The sequence below is a fragment of the Blochmannia endosymbiont of Camponotus sp. C-003 genome (assembly GCF_023585685.1).
In the GTDB taxonomy this organism is placed as follows: Bacteria; Pseudomonadota; Gammaproteobacteria; order Enterobacterales; family Enterobacteriaceae; genus Blochmanniella.
On the sequence record NZ_CP097764.1, the window covers coordinates 220,881 to 240,919 of the forward strand.

Here is a 20,039-nt window from a genome sequence, read left to right on the forward strand (position 1 = left end):
TTTTCGATTGTTTGGTATAATGATGTTTATTTGTGTTTCTTGTGTTTATCATCATAATTTTGGTTTGTATGAAGATAAATTAGTGTGCATGTGGAACAATCATAAAAAATCAATATCCCGGATATTTCATTATCAAATACAAGGTACTATTATTTATACAGTTAATCACAAAAAGAAGGTGCATGTTAGGTTTACTTGGATTTACAATAATAATAATTGTTGCATGAAATTATTTAATATTTTTGGATTAACTATAATTTCTATATCTATAGAAAATGGGGTTGTTTATATTTTAAATGGTATAGTTTATCAAAACGCTGATTTTAAAAATGAAATCCATAAATGGATTGTAGATTTCAGTTATTTTTTGAAACAATCGCAACAATGGATTCTTGGATTGCCCGGTAATAATGTGGAATATAAGTTGAATTCTACCGGTTGTCTGTCTTATATAAATTGTTGTCATGATGATAAAAATATATCTATATATTATCGTAATTATTATTCTAATAATATACCAACTTTGCCTAAAGTTTTGGAAGCATGTTATGATCAACATCATATTAAGTTAGTAATTAATCACTGGAATATACGATGAATTATCAATGGTCTTCTCCAGGAAAACTTAATTTGTTTTTATATGTAACTGGACGTCGCATAGATGGTTATCATTACTTACAGACATTATTTCAATTCATTGAGTATGGTGATACGATCAAAATAATTGTGACAAATGATGGTAGAATTAGATTATTTGGAATTATGGATAATGTAATATTTCGTGATAATTTAATTATACGAGCGGCAAAATTATTACAAAATTATTGTTGGCCAGATAAAAAACCAGTATTTGGAGCAGATATTTTTATTGATAAAGTATTGCCTGTTGGCTCTGGTTTAGGAGGCGCTTCTTCTAATGCGGCAACTGTATTGTTGGTACTTAATCAACAATGGCACTGTTATTTGAACAAAAATGATTTAATGCATTTAGGTTTGATACTAGGAGCTGATGTGCCAGTTTTTTTATGTGGGTATTCTGCATTTGCTGAAGGTATTGGTAATATATTAACTCCAATTTTTGTGCCTAGAAAATGGTACCTCATTATCGTACCGTCGGTTCGCATTAGTACTTCGTGGGGTTTTCAAATGTATGAATTGGAGCATCATCGTTATTCTCCATATCGATCAATGAGAGAATTATTATCTATTTCGTTTCATAATGATTTTGAGGAAATTATAAAAAAAATATTTCCTGAAATAAAAACGTGTTTTAAGTATTTATCGCAATTTGCATCGGCACAACTTACAGGAACAGGTTCTTGTATTTTTTCTGAATTTAGGACCGAATATCTTGCTTATCAAGTTCAAAGTTATTTGCCATCATGGATTAATAGTATTGTAACACGAGGAATAAATCTATCTCCATTACATAAAGAATTATTGAAACATACTACATTATAGTATTAACAATTTTTTATTTTAATAAATTCTTATCAGCGTCATCATTATTATCTATGTAAATGTTTAATAGTATTAGCAAATATAAAATTATGAGATTTTTTAAAATATGAAACTTTTTACTGGAAATGCTATTCCAGAATTAGCTCAACGTATTGCTAATAGATTATACATTAATCTCGGTAAGGCCTCTGTTGGTCGTTTTAGTGATGGTGAAGTAAGTGTTCAAATTAATGAGAATGTGCGTGGAGGAGATGTATTTATTATTCAATCAACTTGTGCTCCAACAAATGATAACTTAATGGAATTGATTGTTATGGTTGATGCATTAAAACGAGCATCAGCCGCTAGAATTACTGCTGTAATTCCTTATTTTGGGTACGCTCGTCAAGATCGAAGAGTGCGATCTGCCAGAGTACCTATTACTTCTAGAGTTGTAGCAAATTTTTTGTCTAATGTAGGAGTAGATCGTATTTTAACGGTAGATTTGCATGCTGAACAAATACAAGGTTTTTTTGATGTCCCAGTAGATAATGTTTTCGGGAGTCCAATTTTGTTGGAAGATATGATGCGGCAAAATTTTAATAATCCTATTGTAGTATCCCCGGATATTGGGGGGGTAATACGTGCTCGTGCTATTGCAAAATTACTTAATGATACTGATATGGCGATTATAGATAAACGAAGATCTCGTGCTAATATTTCTCAAGTTATGCATATTATTGGAGATGTATGTAATAGAGACTGTATATTAGTAGATGATATGATCGATACTGGAGGAACTTTATGTAAAGCTGCAGATGTTTTAAAAGAAAGAGGAGCTCACCGAGTGTTTGCATACATTACTCATCCAATTTTTTCTGGAGACGCTTACGAGAATATTCAACATTCTATGATTGATGAAATCATAGTGTGTGATACTATTCCATTAAAACCAAAAATAAAATCTTTACCTAATGTACGTGTGTTAACTTTATCTGGTATGCTTGCTGAGACGATTCGACGTATTAGCAATGAGGAATCAATTTCTGCTATGTTTGAGCATTAATAGGATCATATTTGTATATTTAAAAATGTTAATATATATGAAAATATTATATTTTTCTTCATGTTAATCGTTTATGATCATTCTAATAATTAGAATGTTTAGTATATAGTATTAAGGTATGTATGTTGAAAATACTAAATGGTTTTTAGTGTGTGTTAGGTAACAATAAAAATATATTTGTAACATCAAAATTAGTGTTAATTAAATTTGAAATTCATAAAATTGTATGATGGTGTGTATAATAATGACTATTAAGCTTATTGCTGGATTAGGAAATTTTGAAACGAGTTATTTTAATACTAGGCACAATTTTGGTTCCAGATATGTTCAATCTTTGGCGAACAGATATAAAGTAATATTAAGTAAGAATACTACGTTGTGTGGATATATTGGGCAGTTAAAATTAGAAACCAACATTGTAAATTTATTAATACCAGATTCGTATATGAATAATAATGGATTTTCAGTATCTAAATGTGTTGATTTTTATCAGTTATGTCCACAAGAAATTTTGGTTGCACATGATGATCTGAATCTACCGCCTGGTGTAATGCGTATTAAATTAGGTAAAAATATTAATAACAGTCATCGTGGTTTACAGGATGTTATTGTTAAACTTCATAATAAATATGATTTTTATCGTTTACGCATTGGCATAGGTCATCCTGGTGACAAAAGTGAAGTCATTGATTTTGTGTTAAATAAACCAACTGTTTATGAGAAACGTAGGATTAACTATGTAATTAATGAAGCGATATTACATACCGAAGATATAGTTAATAAAAAATTTGTTAAAGTTATGAATCAACTACATACTTATAAGTCTAATGTCTTAAGGAAATATTAATTAAAAATATTAAATTTAATTATAAAAATATGCTTATAAAATTGAATTTTGATACATATTTTGATTGTTTAAAATTTTATGCAAATTGATTGTGGTATTATCGGATTACCGAATGTAGGTAAGTCTACTTTATTCAGGATATTGACTAATGCGCCAGCTAAAATAGCTAATTTCCCTTTTTGTACTATTCATCCCAATATATCTGTGGTGCAGATACCTGATTCGCGTATATATCAATTGATGGATATTGTTTCATCAAATGAAACAGTACATGGTAAGATTAAATTTGTAGACATTGCTGGTTTAATAAAAGGGGCTGCTCAAGGCATTGGGATGGGTAGCAAAATTTTAAATTATGTTCGCTCGGCAAAAGTATTGTGTCATGTGGTACGTTGTTTTGATGACAATCAAATTGTTCATGTTTTTAATGATATAAATCCTCATAGAGATGTGGGTATTGTTAATACCGAGCTTATATTATTTGATATTATGCAATGCGAAAAAAGTATTTGTACATTACAAAAAAAATATAAATTTATTAATGCAGATGTTGAACAACAGTTGTTTGTATTGAAAAAATGTTTGGATTATTTGTATGACGGGGTTCTTTTGAGGAAAGTATGTTTTTCTAAGGTAGAAAGAACGAATGTTGAAAAATTTAATTTTTTAACTATTAAACCAATTGTTTATTTTGCTAATATTGATGAAAAATCTGTTACGAATAATATTTATTTAAATCAATTGATTGCACTTACATCTCATGATGCAATGCCATTAATTTCATGTCGTTCAATGTTATCTTTATTAAAAAATAGAGATGATTGTGTTACAACAATTAGAAAACAGCAAACAGACATATTGTATGATACAGTTAGTGCTATTTTTTCTGTATTAAATTTACGTACTTTTTTTACTATTAATTTACATATGACATGTGCTTGGATATATATGATTGGAATGACTGCATTAGAAGCAGCTAACAAAGTACATAGTGATTTTAAAAAGGGTTTTATTCGTGTTAAAATTATTAAGTTCAATGATTTTATTTTTTATAATGGGGAATTAGGTGTCAAGAAAGTTGGTAAAATATATTATTCAGGTAAAGACTATTGTGTGGAGGATGGGGATATATTGGAATTTTTGTTTAAAATTTAGTGTGCATTGTGTATTGTTGTGTTGTCATATTTAATGACAGTGTTAACAATAAACAGCTAACAGTTACAGAAGATAAATGGCTCGGCCTATTGTTTTTTCTACAGAAAACAATAGGCCGAGCCATTTATCTTCTGTAACTGTTAGCTGTTTATTGTTAACGGCGATTTCCAAAAATGCGAACTATCATTAAAAATAGATTGATGAAATCTAAATATAAAGTTAGCGCTCCTATAATCGAGTATTTGCGAAATTGATCTTGATTATCTATAGATAAAGATGCTCCCATAGATTTTAGTTTTTGAGTGTCATAAGCAGTTAAACCAACGAATATAATAACACCAACATATGTAACAAGCCACATTAAAGCTGTATTTTTCAACCATACATTAACTATTGAAGCTAGTACTATACCAATTAGAGCCATAAATAATAAATTGCCAAAACTGCTTAAATCTCGTTTAGTGGTATACCCATATAATGTCATTGCGCCGAACATACCGGATGTTACAACAAATGCGCTAGATATGGAGGATGTAGTATATAATATAAATACACTGGATAAGGTTAACCCTGTTAACATTGAATACAACATAAATAAGGTAGTCGCTAAAGAACCGCTTAATCGCGTTACCATACCAGATAAAACAAATACTAACGCTAGTTGACCGATAATCAAGCTAAAAAACATTATTTGATTAGAAAATAACAATTGAAGTATTGCTGGAGTTCGAGAAGCATACCAAGCAACAAAGGCTGTTAACAATAATCCACAAGACATCCACCCGAACACTTGTAATATATATGGTTGTATTGCGTTATTAACTCGTTCTGATACTGCGTTTTGAAAACGGGGAAATCGATCCATACTCATCACCTTAAAAAATAGTTGAAATAAGAAAACTTTTTTGCATTATATCGTAAGCAAATCATGTGATCAACAAAATGTTTCATAACATCATTTTTAGAATAAGTGTAAAATTCAAAATAAGCATAACATAATCATGCATTTGATTTATCAAAGTGTTAACTAAACAATATTATTTATTATTTGAATATTATTTTAAATAATAATGTTGAATGGGATATGCGTCCTTGTCGAATTCATATATTAAAGGAACACCTGTTGGTATATTAATTTGAAATATTTCCGATTCATTTAAGTGATTAAGAAATTTTATTATAGCTCGTATAGAATTGCCATGGGCAACGATAATAATGTTTTTTTTTTGTTTAATACAAGGTATTATAGATTGATCCCAAAAAGGGATTACTCTCTGTAGGGTTAGTTCTAAACTTTCGCTGCTGGGTAGTTCATCAGCGCTGAGGTTAGCATAACGATGGTCATTTGTTGCAATGAATTGGCTATTTTCACAAATCCTTGGAGGAACGATATGAAAACTGCGTCGCCATTTTTGAATGGTTTCGTAACCATGTTTCTTTATAGCTTCATCTTTATTTAATCCCTGCAGTGCCCCATAATGACGTTCATTTAGTCGCCAAGATTTCTCTATTGGTAGCCATGCTTGATTTAATTGATCTAGTATAATCCATAAAGTATGAATGGCTCGTTTTAATACTGAAGTATACCCGTAATTAAAAAAAAATCTGTTTTTTTCTAAAATTTTACCAGCGTATTGCGCTTCGGCACGTCCTTTATCTGATAAGTCTACATCAACCCAGCCAGTAAATCGATTTTCTTTATTCCATTGACTTTCTCCATGTCTTATTAAGACTAGTTTAGTTATATTCATAATTTGTTCCTTAATTTTATTTACGAACATACAGAATACATTATATACTGCTTGTTTTAGATTAGCTATTTAATTATGTAATATACAATATTGAAATAAAATGAAATTTGTTAATATATGCATATTATAAATAATATTTTTGTTCTAGTGTAATTTAAAAGTGATAATTTTATGAATTATTTAAAAATTAATATAGATTTATAGTCTCATACTGGAGGGCCATATACGGTATGATTTTTTTAACTTGTATTTAGCACTATTATAAAATGAATAAGCGTACGATGCAAATCGTTTATGTGGCTAGCCCGGAAAGTCAACAAATTTATGTTTGGAAATTAGATAATATTCGTGGGGTATTAGAATTAATGCAGGTAATGTATACTCCTGGGCGCGTGCAGCCTATGGCTGTGCATCCTAATAAACGATTTTTATATGTTGGCATACGTCCTAATTTTGGAATTATTATTTATCGTATAAATCAGATGGGGTTGTTAACGGAATATGGAACCATAGAGATCTTCAGTAGCCCCACTCATTTGGTTACAGACAACACGGGTACATGTTTGTATTGCACATCTTATAGGGATCATACGGTAAGCGTGATCCCTATAAGTATGTCAGGAATGCTGAGTTGTCCTGTACAAATTGTAGGAGGTTTATTAGGTTGTCATTCTTCAAATATAGATAAATTCAAAAAATTACTTTGGGTACCTTGTTTACAGGAGCACGCTATTAGATTATTTAGCATAAATTCATGTGGAATGTTAACGCCATATGATCCGTGTACTATTAAAACTAATATTGGTTGTGGTCCGCGTCATATGACGTTTTATAGTTTTGATTGTTACGCATATGTCATTAATGAATTAGCAAGTACTGTTGATGTTATCAAATATGATAATGTTCACAACACTCCAACAATTATTCAAACATTAAATATAATTCCTAAAAATATTAGCATTAATCGGTGTTGGGCATCTGATATACATATTACTCCTGATGGACGTTGGTTGTATTGTTCTGATAGAGCTGTTAATATTATTAGTTGTCTGAAGATATCTAAAAATACAAAAAAAATAAAATTTGTTGGTTACCAACGAACTGAGGAACAGCCGCGTGGTTTCGCCATCGATTGTCAAGGAAAGTTTTTGGTGGCTGCAGGTCAAAAATCAAATTATATCTCTTTATACAATATTGATTTATACAATGGAAAATTAACTACGTTATCTCGTTATTCATCAGGACAAGGTCCTATGTGGGTTAATGTTGTGACATTGCATTGTGAATAAGTATATATAATAATATTATGTATCTTTTTTATACAGTGATGTTTGTATGAGGACAATTTTTATAAATATAATTTTTACGTACATAGATTAAGTAGTAATTTGTATGAATGCATCTGTGTATTGATATCATTTGTGTTAAGAAGACAGCACAAATTATCATTATAAAAATTAAAATAATAAATTTTTAATTTTTCTGTATTATTATTCATAGTAGTAATAATTATAAGATTTGTTTCTTCTTGTTTTTCTTATGTTTATGTTGTCAGTTGTTTAGCTAATAATCTGAAAAAATTTATAATATATTTGTTTTTCAAGTAAAGTGTCTTATAGTGATAAAGACAAATAATGTAAGATAGATTTTTTTATAAAAATCGTTATAATTACTTGTGGTTATTTTTAATTATATGATTATCGGAAATATTCATTTTGAGTAATTAAATCTACAATTTTTGACGAATCTTCTTAAATGTGCGGATATTTTTTTTAAAAAAGAGCATTTATTTATTTTAATTCATTTTTTCATTTTATTATGGAAACATGAGTTTACTCGTACCCCATAAATATATGTTTTTATCTGCAATATGGATTAGTTAAATTTTTTGAATACTAAACGTAGATAAAATTACATTTAGATTATATCTTCTATTGAAGATAGATTTTTAGTTGCTATATATTTTTAACTTTTATCTAAAATAATATAAGGTAAGACATGCATTAAGAATAAATAAAATTAACGATCATTATCATTACGATATTTAATTAAATAGCGGTATTTTGATTTACATCATTGGTATCGTGGTTTATAAGCTTTTTACTTTTATTATTTTGGAGATCAAAATTGTGTGTTGATCAGCATTAACATTAAAGTAGATTTAAATTATCTTATATTTTTTTCATGCGTGAAAGGTAAAAATTGATTTTAAACAATAATTTGTTACTTATTACTATAATGATAAGTGCATCAAACGTTTTTGAGCTTGTTTTGCTGCGTTGCTATTAGGATATAATTTTCCTACTTGTTTATATATTGTCTTAGCTTTTTCTTTTTGTTCTGTTTCTTGCATGATAATACCACATTTTAATAATGCATCTGATGCTTTCAATGATTTAGGATAATTTTTTACGACTAAAGCAAAATGATGAGCAGCATCATTTTTGTTACCTTTATTATAATAAAGCTGTCCTAACCAATAATGTGAATTTGATTGATAAATTGAATCTGGATGACTTTTTATAAAATTTTGGAAAGCCTCTATTGCTTTATTGTATTGTTTTTTTTCCAATACTAATGATACTGCTTGTTTATATGCAGTTTCTATATCTATTATTATTGCATTATCTATTTTTTGGGTTTTTTGAATGTTTGAGTTACTGGATAATTTACCAGAAGTATTGGTATTAGAATAGTATGATGTATTGTTGTGTTTATTTGAAATATTACTGGTGTGTTGAGATGATGCTTTTGGTTGATTATTTATAATTTCTAATATATGATGCTGTATATCTTGAATATTCCCACGTAGAATATCAATATCTCGTTGATTTTCAGATAACTGTTGTTGCATCTGAATTAAGCATTGGCTGTGTGCATCGTATATCTGGTGTAATTGATTAATGCGTTGATTAGTATCTATCTTATTATTTATATCTTTAGCGTATACGATATTATTATTTGCGATATTGCAATATATGATTATCATAATGAATATATATAATTTATGTAGCAATAGTATCAATTTAAACATATGAATATTATTTATATTTTAATACAGCACGTCTATTTTTAGAGTAAGCTTCTTCGTTTTGTCCTAATACAGCTGGTTTTTCTTTACCATAAGATACAGTTAACATTTGCTCAGATAATACACCTTTACTTTGTAGGTATGATTTGACAGAGTTAGCTCGACGTTCACCTAATGCAATATTGTACTCTGGAGTACCACGTTCATCGGCATGACCTTCAATTATCATATACTGTAATGGATTATTATATAAAAAATTAGCATGGATATTTAACGAGTAAAAAAACTGAGAAGGAATATCATATTGATCTAAAGGAAAATAAATAACATTGTTGGACTTTAATTCTTGGTTTTTTAACTGTATTTGATCATCAATCGCTTTATTATTTTGCGCATTAGCATGTTTAAAACGATTCAATTCAATTTTTTCTTGATTATGAATAGTAGTAGTATCGTCGTATTTAGATGATAATGAAGAACATGCAATCATCAGTATGCTCATGCTTAGTCCAAATATTAGTTGTTTAAAAAAAATGTTCGATTTCATTTATATATCCATTTATTTATTATTTTAAATGTTGACTGCAATGAAAATTAGTTATGTATCTTATTCTAAATGTAATGGGGACCAAGTTGGAAATCTTATATCTCCTTGATTTTTTTGTATATGAGCTTTAAAATGCCCATCAACAGAGATTAATTCTAAATGAGATGTTGTTATTGTTAGATCTTTATTAATATTACTGTATACTACCATGGTATTGTTGGGAGCAATACTAGGAGTGTCAGCCAACAGTGTATCTGTTAGTATTTCTTCTTGTCCAGTTAATAAATTCAATTTAGCAATATTTTGTTTGCCTTGATGTCTATTAACCATTATTAAAAATGTTCCATCTGAACTAACACTTGGATTTTGATTACTAGTATGTAGCCAAGATAATCTTTGAATTTCAGTAGTTTTAATATTAATTTTGTATATTTGTGGTTTACCTCCTTGATCCGAAGTATAAGCTATATTTTGATTATCTGGAAACCAACTAGGTTCAGTATTATTATTTCTATTCTTGGTTAATTGTTTAACTTCTCCGGATTCTAAATCCATAATGTATAAATTTAAACTGCCTGTTTTAGACAAAGAAAAAGCTATTTTTTTGCTATCGGGAGAAAAAGAAGGGGCGCCATTATGATTTGGAAAACTAATAATACTATTAACTAAACCGGTGTTTAATGCTTGAACAACAAGCTCTGAATGGCCGGATGAAAAAGTAACATAAGCAATTTTTTTTCCATCTGGAGACCAAGCTGGAGACATTAATGGTTCTGTGGACCGACAGATTGAAATTGGATTATGACCATCGTAATCAGAAACATATAACTCATAGGGATATTTATCATTATAAATACGTAAAATATAAGCAATACGTGTACAAAACACACCTTTTATACCGGTTAACTTTTCAAAAATTTCATTGCTGATAGCGTGAGCTACATAGCGTAGCCATTTTTTTTCTACTGAATATTGATTTTCTAATATTATTAACGCAGGGTTACTAGAAGTATCTACTAAATGATATGAAATAATATAGTTTTCATCATAGTTTATATGTACTGTTCCTAATACAATTATATTGATTCCTAATTTTTCCCAAAAGGTTGGGATCACATCAGATACTTTGGTCGGTTTATGTGGTAAATATTCTACGGGAATGGTATTGAATTTGCTACTATTGCGTAAATCAGCTGCTATTATCGATGCTATATTTTCAATTGACATTGATTTATGATATTGATTATTAATATATGTAAATGGTATTACAGCAATGGGGTGCGCTGTATTTACTCCGCATGTAATTTCAATATGCATATCTGCAAGAAGTGAAGGTTTCCATACAAATGTGATTAACATTATTGATAAGGATATTTTTTGTAGCCAATTTGATAGTTTATGAGTCTTCTTAGTTATTAAATACATGGAAATTTTATAATTAAACATAGGTTATTTAAAAGACCATATATATTATTATTATTTTATAAATGTGTAAATATTTTGTTTATTGAGGAGAAAAATTTAATATTGTATTTTTAAATATTTCGTAAATACCTAGATTTGGGGGTTTAGGAATTTTTGCTAATTTAGCAGCAATAATTGCAGCTTGGCATAACTCGTAATCTCCAGATATAGCGGTGACTGATAATAACGTGCCGTCAGGTGCTAATTGGATATGTAGGTTGCATTGTTTACCAGTATAATGAGAGGAGTTATAAAATTTTTTTTGTATTGATTCGCTGATCATACATTTATACGTATTAATTTCATTATTTTTAATAATTTCGTTTGAAATGTTATTTTCATTATTGTTTTTTTTCGTTGTTACGTTTAATTTGAATGCTTTGTTATTTTTTTTTATAGATTTTTCTTTGTTAATTAATGCATTCAGTAGATTATCGAGTTTATTAGACTCATGAGATTGATGATAATTTAATTCATCATGTATTAATAAATTTTTTTCTATAGTATTCTGATTTTTCTTTTTAGCAGGGGGGTTGGACAATGTTGTCCCTGCTAATGGACGCTGTGTTTCTGTTATTTTGAATCGATCTGTTTGATCTTGTATATTATTGTTATTTTCTTTTTTGGGATTAGAGTTTTGAATAAAGGCATTAATCGAATGTTTGTTATCAGTTATTTTATTAATGTATTGTTGTTGTTTTTTTATTATGTGTTTATATAGCAATAAAGAAACGATCACATGTACAATGATTGATATCATAACTGCAAATCTAAATTTTTTGTAATATCTATTAAACAAATTTAATAATTATCATCCAAATTATGTAAGAGTGTCGTATGCATTTAAATAGAAGGATTTGTTATCATTCCAATTGAATGTATACCGATGTGATTTAATAAATTTAATACTTTAATTATTTCATTGTATTCTACAGTTTTAGAAGCAGCTATCAAACATGTTATATTAGGAATGGTGTGTGTTTGGTGACTTATTTTTGATGCAATCTGATCTAAACTCATTTTTCCTACATGTTTGTTGCTAATGGAAAGATTATAAAATCCCATACCTAAAATTTCAATAGTAATTATAAGTTTTTCATCATTAATAATATTTGATATTACTTCACTATTTGGAAGATTTACTTCAAAACTTTGTATCAATTTAGACGGTATTAACATAAAGATCATTAAAAGGACTAGTAATATATCTAAAAATGGTATGATATTAATATCAGATTTGATCGTGTTTCTTATACGTCTTCTCTTCATATTGATTTTCCTTGCTGAGTACAGAATCAATATTAAAAAAAATCTGATGATATAGAATCGTAATAAATTCTTCTATAAAATTGTTATAGTCTTGATCCATATTGTTTATTTGTGTGGTTAAATAATTAAATGCCATAACCGATGGAATAGCTACGAACAAGCCAATTGCTGTAGAAATTAATGATTCAGCAATACCTGGCGCAATCATTTGTATATGAATCATCTGAGTAGCGACATTGTTAGTCGTTGTTTTACCTAATTCTATAAAAACGTGTATAATTCCTAATACGGTTCCAAATAAACCAAGATATGGGCTGATAGACCCGATTGTACCTATTAATGGAATATAATCTTCTAATGATTTTAGTTCTATATTTGTTGCAGTATGCATGTTATCCAGTGTTCTAGATATTATTGTTTCAGGTACACAATGTTTTGTTTGATATAACTTAGAAAATTCTTTAAAACCTACGTAAAAAACTTGTTCAATTCCATTTAATTTATTACGACGAGCTACGGATTTTTGATATAAACTAGATAAATCTATTCCAGACCAAAATTCGTTTTCAAATACTTTTAATTTTCTCCGTGCTGAATTTAATACGAAGATACGATGAAAGATAATACTCCAAGATAAAACGGAAAATCCAATTAATACGAATATACTAATTTGCACTAAAATATTGGTGTCTGAAAGTAAGTCAAAAATATTCATATTAATTAGTTTAAGTTATACTTTATATATAAAGTGTATAATGTAGTCACGATAAATAATATTTATATTACAAAAACAATGTAATTCTTAAGATTAATCTAATTGTATAGAGATAATAGTTGTACAGTGATTCTTACAAAAATAGTTTATTTAAAATAATATGTAGTTTTAAAAAATATATTATAATAATAATGTTACTTAATTTTATCTAAAAATGAAATAAGACAAAAATAAAAATGATCATATTATCAGTTTGAACACAATACAACAACATTAATCATGTTGGACCTTGTTATTATTATGATGTAGGTTATTGTAGTTATCAATATTATATTATAGTATACCTGTGTATATGTGTTTTGATATGTAATGTTTATTGTTGTTTATTAATGGATTTAATGAATTGACCAATTTTAATAAAGTTATCTACAATATGTACTCCTGATTTAGACAGTATTTCGTATTTTTCATAAGCAGTGCTGCCAATTCCAGAAATAATGGCTCCTGCATGCCCCATACGTTTCCCTTTAGGAGCCGTGGTACCAGCAATATATGCAACCACTGGTTTTTTAATATATTTATTAATATATGTTGCTGCTTTTTCTTCAGATCTACCTCCTATTTCACCAATCATTACCATTAATGATGTTTGAGGGTCTTGTTCAAATAATGATAATATATCAATAAAATCAGATCCAAGTATTGGATCGCCACCAATACCGACACACGTAGACTGACCTAATCCAAGATCAGTGATTTGTTTTACTACTTCATATGTTAAAGTACCTGATCTAGATACAATTCCTATGCATCCTGGGTTATGGATGTCACTTGGCATGATGCCAAGTTTACATTGGCCTGGAGTAATAATTCCTGGACAATTTGGTCCAATCATCGTACATGTGTTATATTTTTTTAATTGTTGTTTTATTAATAACATGTCCAATATTGGAATTCCTTCGGTAATACAAACAATTAGTTTAATACCAGCATCAATTGATTCTAAAATTGCATCCTTACAGAAAGGAGCGGGTACATAAATAATAGAGGTTGTTGCGTTAGTGTTATTTATTGCCTGATCAACAGTGTTAAATATGGGTAATCCAAGATGGATGTTGCCTCCTTTCCCTGGAGTAACTCCGCCTATTATTTTAGTACCATAGTTTAATGCTTGTTGACAATGAAAACTGGCGTGCTTACCAGTAAATCCTTGACAAATTATTTTTGTATCTTTGTTAATTAAAATGGACATTTTTTAAGTTCACCGCGGTTACAATTTTTTGAATTGCATGAATTAAATTATTCGTAACAAAAATATTGAGTTTGCTATTGATTAATCGATTAGAACCTAATGTAGAATTATTTCCTTCCAATCGAGCTATGATAGGGATGTATTTTGAAGTATGTTTAGATAATGCAGTTAAGATACATTCAGCAACTAGGTCACAACATACAATTCCTCCAAAAATATTTACAAGTATCGCTAATACTTTAGTATTTTTTAAAATCATATTAAAAGCTGATATTATGCATTCTTTATTAGCACCTCCTCCAATATCTAAAAAGTTGGCAGGAATCCCACCCATTGATTTGATTACATCCATAGTAGCCATCGCTAATCCAGCACCATTGACCATACACCCAATATTTCCCTCTAAGGGAATATAATTAAAATTCAGTGTATTATCTGGTTTATTGATCGTGCATGTGTTTAATAAATTTGATTGTCTGAATATAGCATTTTGATCTATAATTACTTTAGCATCTAAACAACAAAAATGATCATCATCAGTAATAGCTAACGGATTAATTTCAATTAACGTTAGGTCATTTTCAATAAGCATATTTGTTGTGCTGACAATAATTCTGGAGAATTGATTTATTTTGGATCCAGATAATCCTAATTTACATGCTAATATTCGTCCTTGATAAGGATATATTCCAACTGAAGGATTTATGATAATTTTGTGAATGAGATTAGATGTTGTTTTTTCTGTCATTTCAACGTTTACTCCACCTTGCGTAGAAGCCATGCATATTATTTGGGATGCATCTCTATCAATTGATACGCTTAAATAAAGTTCATGAATAATCTTCACAGCTGGTTCTATTAAAACAGAACACACTAATTCTCCGATATCGTCAGTTTGATATGTTACCAATCTATTTCCAATCCATTTATTAGAAAATGATAATAATTTTTTTGAGGAGTGTACGATACACACTCCACCTGATTTCCCGCGTCCTCCTGCTTGTATTTGACATTTTACTACCCATGGGCCACTACCTATGCTATTTGCTACAATAGCATGCTCTATATCATTTATGGTACCATATACAAAACCTTTTAAAATAGGTAAATTGTATTTTACCATTAGTTTTTTTGCTTGATATTCATATAAGTTCATAGTATGTGATCGTATGTATTGTGATGTTTAAATTAAAATAATAATTTAGTTAATAGTAATGGTGCTAATTGATTACAAAATATAAGAATATAAAATGTATTTATGTATAATATTATTATATTTCTAAAAATAAGCGCGTTGGATCTTCTAATAACTCTTTGATGTATACTAGAAATTTTATCGAATCTTTTCCATCTATCAATCTATGATCGTATGATAAGGCTAAATACATCATAGGCAATATTGCTACTTGTCCATCTTGAGCTATGGGTCGGTCTTTTATTGCATGCATACCAAGAATTGCACTTTGGGGAGGGTTGATAATAGGAGTAGACATTAATGACCCAAAAACTCCGCCATTAGTAATGGTAAAATTACCTCCACTTAATTCTTCAATTGTTAGTTTTCCGTCCCTTCCTTTTTCAGCTAAATATTTGATATTTTTCTCTATATCGGACATGCTTAATGTATCAATATCTCGTAGTACTGGGGTAATTAAACCACGTACTGTAGATACTGCAATGCTTATATCAAAATAGTGATAATATACTATTTCTTCTCCATCAATGGATGCATTAATTTCGGGAAAATGTTTCAATCCCTCTAAAACTGCTTTTACATAAAAAGACATGATGCCTAATTTAATGCCATAACGTTTTTCAAATAATTCTCCATATTTCTTTCTCAATTTTATGATAGGTTGCATGTTCACTTCATTAAAAGTAGTTAACATAGCTGTAGTATTAGTTACAGATAGTAAGCGTTCTGATATTTTTTTTCGTAAGCGATTCATTAAAATACGTGTTTCTTTGCGATCGTTGTGCGTATTTTTTATGTCATCATAATCATAATCATGCGTAATATTTTTATTATTTTTTTGGTCAGTATAATGTATTTTTTTTTCGGAACGAATATGTGCTTCTATATCTTGACGAGTTAGACGTCCTTTGATTCCAGTGCCTTGAATATTTTTTGGATGTAAATTATGTTCTGCTATTAGTTTTCGAATCGACGGAGTTAAAATGTTATGATTTTCTTTGTTTTGAGCTATAATATCTTCCTGAAATGTAACGGAAGTAGTAGATTTTTGATCTTGAAATATTTTTTTTGTATCTTTTTGAAAAAAAAGATGATCGATATTTAAACGTCCTAAAATTTGTCCGGATGTTACTGTTGATCCTTCTTGTTCTAAAATTGATTCTAATACTCCTGTATTTGGAGCAGGAACTTCTAGCATAATTTTATCTGTTTCAATTTCCAACAAAATATCATCTTGTTGAACTGTATCTCCTGGTTTTTTATGCCAAACAGCAACAGTAGCGTCTGCAACTGATTCGGGTAAATTGGGAACCAAAATGTCAATATTACTCATTTTTTATCCTTTTTAAAAAAAATTAATTTAGATTTAATGCATCATCAATTAATTTTTTTTGTTGTTGTTGATGCACTGAAAAATATCCTACTGCAGGTGCAGCGGAATCAGGACGTCCTATATAATTTAATGTAATATTTGAAGGCATTATGTTATGTAGACAATCTTGTATGTAATACCAAGCCCCTTGATTTTTAGGTTCTTCTTGACACCAAGCAAAATCTTGTACATTCAAATAAGAATCGAAAATAGCCTGTATATTTGTATAAGGAAAAGGATATAGTTGTTCAATGCGAATAATGGCTATATTATATTGTTTATTTTTACGTCGTTGACTCAATAGGTCATAATATACTTTTCCAGAGCATATTATCACACGATTGATTTTATTTGAAATGATATTATTATCAATTTCGTTAAAGACCGTTTTAAATGATCCATATACTAAATTTTTTAATGAAGTAGTTACCATGGGATGTCTCAGTAGAGATTTTGGGGATATAATAATCAGTGGTTTTTTTAAATTAATATCGCATGTTGCGTGTTGAAGTAATATATGGTACATTTGGTCTGGGGTGGAAGGTATACAGATGTGTAGATTATATTCAGCACACAATTGTAAATATCGTTCTATACGAGCAGAAGAATGTTCCGGGCCTTGTCCTTCATATCCGTGAGGTAAAAGCATCACTAAACCGCATAATTGCCCCCATTTTTGTTCACCAGAACTAATGAATTGATCGATAACAATTTGCGCTCCGTTAGAAAAATCTCCAAATTGTGCTTCCCAAATGACTAACATATTATGTGCTAAACTGGAATAACCGTATTCAAAAGCTAAAGATGCTTCTTCGGATAATACTGAATTCCATATAAAAAAAGACCCTTTTTTATTGTCTGTATTAATCAAGTGTGTTAAAGGGATGTATTTTGTACCATCATTTTGATCATGTATTACAGAATGTCTATGAAAAAAAGTTCCTCGAGCGGCGTCTTCTCCAGATAAACGAATAGAAATTCCTTGATCTAGCAAAGTAGCGTATGCTAGAACTTCTGCTGATCCCCAATCAAACAATCTATTACCTAAAGCCATCTCTATTCTTTCATCATAAATTTTTTTTACTCTAGAATGCATAGCGATACTTGATGGAATATCGTTGATACGATAGGCTAAATTTTTTAAGTATTGGGTGTTTATTTTATTAGAATTCAGAATATTTTTGTTATTATGTAATCTATTTGTATGTAAAGAAGTACGAATATGCACTGGCATCCATTGATGCAGAACACAATGTTCTTTTTCTAATTTTTCACGATATGTATTAATCATTTTAGAACTTTCATTTGCACTAATAATTCCATTTTTGTTTAAAAAATCAGAATAAATATTTAGTACCGTTGGATGATTACGAATTTTTTTATACATAATAGGTTGAGTCACACTTGGTTCGTCAGCTTCATTGTGTCCGTGTCTACGGTAACATACTAAATCAATTATTACATCGCGTTTAAATGTATTGCGAAAACTTAATGCGGCGCGAGTAACATAAACGACTGCATCTACATTATCTGCGTTAACATGGAATATAGGAGCTTGTATCATTTTTGCGATATCTGTGCAATGTTGAGTAGAACGAATGTCATGGATATTTGATGTTGTAAATCCTATTTGATTATTAATAATGATATGCAGTGCACCTCCTACATCATAAGCATGAGTTTTAGACATGTTAAAAGTTTCTTGAACAATACCTTGAGCGCTAATTGCTGCGTCTCCATGTATTGTGACTGGAAGTACTATATTATGGTCTTTTTTATCGTGATCAGTTGCTTCAAGAATCAATTGATCAATCCGAGCTCGAGCGCATCCCATGACTACTGGGCTCACAATCTCCAGATGAGAAGGATTGCATGATAAAGATAAATGTACGACTTCTCCATTAATTGTAATATCTGAATAAAACCCTTGATGATATTTGACGTCGCCACTACCGCGAATAGTATGGTGTTTATTAGAAAATTCGTTAAATAGATCTTGAGGATTTTTACCTAAAATATTAATTAATACGTTTAAACGGCCACGGTGAGCCATTCCTAAGAATATTTCTTTGATGTTATGATGGCAAACGGAATGACGTATAATTTCTTTTAGCATAGGGATTAAAACATCGCCCCCTTCTAATGAAAATCTTTTAACTCCTGGAAATTTTGTTCCTAAATAACGTTCTATTCCTTCTGCCGCAATAATTTCTTCAAGGAATTGTTTTTTCTCTTCGGAATGAAAGTTAAATACTCCCGCTGTAGATTCAAAGTAATTCTGAATCCACCGCGTTGTATTTATATCAAGAATATGCATGTATTCAATACCTATGGGCCCGCAATAAGTTTGTTTAAGAAATTCATATATTTCTGACAAGGTCATTGATTCTTTATTTATTCCGAAATGGGTCATATCGAATTTTTTATGAATATTTTGTAAAACAGCATTATAACTCTCTAAGTCTAACAGATAGTTTTTGTATTCATTTTTTCGTAATTGTAAAGGATCTAATGTGGCGCATTGGTGCCCATATATTCTGAAAGAATTTATTAATTGCAATATTCGTATATAAGTAATATTATCGCAGATCTTGATATGTACGTCTGTATCAAGAGGTGCAATGTTGTGTTTTAATTGAGAATATGTGTTGTTTTTTAGATTATCAGAAGATTGATCTTCATAATTTTTTTCAATAGATAATTGTTTAAAAACTTTAATCCAACTAGAATCTATGGAATCAGGATTTTTTAAAAAATCCTTATAAATTTGTTCTATGTAAGATTGATTATTTTTTGATAAATAAGAAGAATTTAACCAATTTTTCAGTGTGTCATTATACATATTAAAATCCTTGTATTTTATTTATTACATTTATTTTTTAATACTTAATGTTAAGTAATTAGTTTAATAAAGTATTTTACTATATTATAAGTA

The 20,039-nt window shown here is 29.2% G+C and carries 18 protein-coding genes; 6 read left to right on the forward strand and 12 right to left on the reverse strand.

Going from position 1 to position 20,039, the window contains the following annotated elements; genetic code table 11:
* Positions 1-22 precede the first annotated feature (22 nt).
* From lolB to ychF, 5 genes are all read left to right on the forward strand, one after another.
* The gene (gene lolB / locus M9397_RS00910) at positions 23-598 is read left to right on the forward strand and encodes a lipoprotein insertase outer membrane protein LolB (protein ID WP_284150762.1); all 576 of its coding nucleotides are present in this window, start codon (positions 23-25) and stop codon (positions 596-598) included.
* Positions 595-1,461 carry a 4-(cytidine 5'-diphospho)-2-C-methyl-D-erythritol kinase gene (gene ispE / locus M9397_RS00915; RefSeq protein ID WP_250259794.1) on the forward strand — a complete coding sequence of 289 codons (867 nt, stop codon included), beginning with the start codon at positions 595-597 and terminating at the stop codon, positions 1,459-1,461. The genes lolB and ispE overlap by 4 nt, the downstream gene beginning before the upstream one ends.
* Before the next feature lie 106 nt (positions 1,462-1,567).
* Entirely contained in the window at positions 1,568-2,506 is a 939-nt protein-coding gene (locus M9397_RS00920; RefSeq protein ID WP_250227094.1) for a ribose-phosphate pyrophosphokinase, read from the forward strand.
* A 244-nt stretch (positions 2,507-2,750) separates the two neighbouring features.
* Complete coding sequence (gene pth, locus M9397_RS00925; RefSeq protein ID WP_250227095.1) at positions 2,751-3,353, forward strand: aminoacyl-tRNA hydrolase; 603 nt, start codon at positions 2,751-2,753, stop codon at positions 3,351-3,353.
* Positions 3,354-3,431: 78 nt separating this feature from the next.
* Entirely contained in the window at positions 3,432-4,508 is a 1,077-nt protein-coding gene (gene ychF, locus M9397_RS00930) for a redox-regulated ATPase YchF (protein ID WP_250259796.1), read from the forward strand.
* A 154-nt stretch (positions 4,509-4,662) separates the two neighbouring features.
* Here ychF and M9397_RS00935 read toward each other — a convergent pair whose 3' ends face one another.
* The gene (locus M9397_RS00935) at positions 4,663-5,373 is read right to left on the reverse strand and encodes a Bax inhibitor-1/YccA family protein (protein WP_250259798.1); all 711 of its coding nucleotides are present in this window, start codon (positions 5,371-5,373) and stop codon (positions 4,663-4,665) included.
* Between the two features lie 190 nt (positions 5,374-5,563).
* On the reverse strand, positions 5,564-6,259 hold the full coding sequence (gene gpmA, locus M9397_RS00940; protein WP_250259800.1) for a 2,3-diphosphoglycerate-dependent phosphoglycerate mutase: 696 nt from the start codon (positions 6,257-6,259) through the stop codon (positions 5,564-5,566).
* A 266-nt stretch (positions 6,260-6,525) separates the two neighbouring features.
* Between gpmA and pgl the strand changes: the two genes are divergently transcribed.
* Positions 6,526-7,548, forward strand: a complete 1,023-nt coding sequence (pgl, locus tag M9397_RS00945) for a 6-phosphogluconolactonase (RefSeq protein WP_250227099.1) — start codon at positions 6,526-6,528, stop codon at positions 7,546-7,548.
* A 944-nt stretch (positions 7,549-8,492) separates the two neighbouring features.
* On the opposite strand, the gene ybgF is transcribed toward pgl, so the two are convergent.
* The 10 genes from ybgF to M9397_RS00995 all read right to left on the reverse strand — a co-directional run bounded on the left by ybgF (position 8,493) and on the right by M9397_RS00995 (position 19,946).
* Positions 8,493-9,293: a tol-pal system protein YbgF gene (gene ybgF / locus M9397_RS00950; RefSeq protein WP_420022204.1), complete on the reverse strand. Its 801-nt coding sequence runs from the start codon at positions 9,291-9,293 to the stop codon at positions 8,493-8,495.
* Positions 9,294-9,300: 7 nt separating this feature from the next.
* Positions 9,301-9,837: a peptidoglycan-associated lipoprotein Pal gene (gene pal, locus M9397_RS00955; RefSeq protein ID WP_250259802.1), complete on the reverse strand. Its 537-nt coding sequence runs from the start codon at positions 9,835-9,837 to the stop codon at positions 9,301-9,303.
* A gap of 60 nt (positions 9,838-9,897) precedes the next feature.
* Positions 9,898-11,196, reverse strand: coding sequence for a Tol-Pal system beta propeller repeat protein TolB (gene tolB / locus M9397_RS00960; RefSeq protein ID WP_250227235.1), 1,299 nt, complete (start codon positions 11,194-11,196; stop codon positions 9,898-9,900).
* A 145-nt stretch (positions 11,197-11,341) separates the two neighbouring features.
* Positions 11,342-12,061: a cell envelope integrity protein TolA gene (gene tolA, locus M9397_RS00965; RefSeq protein WP_250259804.1), complete on the reverse strand. Its 720-nt coding sequence runs from the start codon at positions 12,059-12,061 to the stop codon at positions 11,342-11,344.
* A gap of 83 nt (positions 12,062-12,144) precedes the next feature.
* The gene (locus M9397_RS00970) at positions 12,145-12,570 is read right to left on the reverse strand and encodes a biopolymer transporter ExbD (protein WP_250259806.1); all 426 of its coding nucleotides are present in this window, start codon (positions 12,568-12,570) and stop codon (positions 12,145-12,147) included.
* Positions 12,533-13,285: a protein TolQ gene (tolQ, locus tag M9397_RS00975; RefSeq protein WP_250227104.1), complete on the reverse strand. Its 753-nt coding sequence runs from the start codon at positions 13,283-13,285 to the stop codon at positions 12,533-12,535. Before tolQ ends, M9397_RS00970 begins: the two co-directional genes overlap by 38 nt.
* A 373-nt stretch (positions 13,286-13,658) precedes the next feature.
* The gene (gene sucD, locus M9397_RS00980) at positions 13,659-14,537 is read right to left on the reverse strand and encodes a succinate--CoA ligase subunit alpha (RefSeq protein ID WP_250227105.1); all 879 of its coding nucleotides are present in this window, start codon (positions 14,535-14,537) and stop codon (positions 13,659-13,661) included.
* Complete coding sequence (gene sucC, locus M9397_RS00985; protein ID WP_250227106.1) at positions 14,521-15,693, reverse strand: ADP-forming succinate--CoA ligase subunit beta; 1,173 nt, start codon at positions 15,691-15,693, stop codon at positions 14,521-14,523. The genes sucD and sucC overlap by 17 nt, the downstream gene beginning before the upstream one ends.
* Before the next feature lie 115 nt (positions 15,694-15,808).
* Positions 15,809-17,065, reverse strand: a complete 1,257-nt coding sequence (gene odhB, locus M9397_RS00990; protein WP_250259808.1) for a 2-oxoglutarate dehydrogenase complex dihydrolipoyllysine-residue succinyltransferase — start codon at positions 17,063-17,065, stop codon at positions 15,809-15,811.
* Between the two features lie 22 nt (positions 17,066-17,087).
* Entirely contained in the window at positions 17,088-19,946 is a 2,859-nt protein-coding gene (locus M9397_RS00995) for a 2-oxoglutarate dehydrogenase E1 component (RefSeq protein ID WP_250227108.1), read from the reverse strand.
* Positions 19,947-20,039 lie beyond the last annotated feature (93 nt).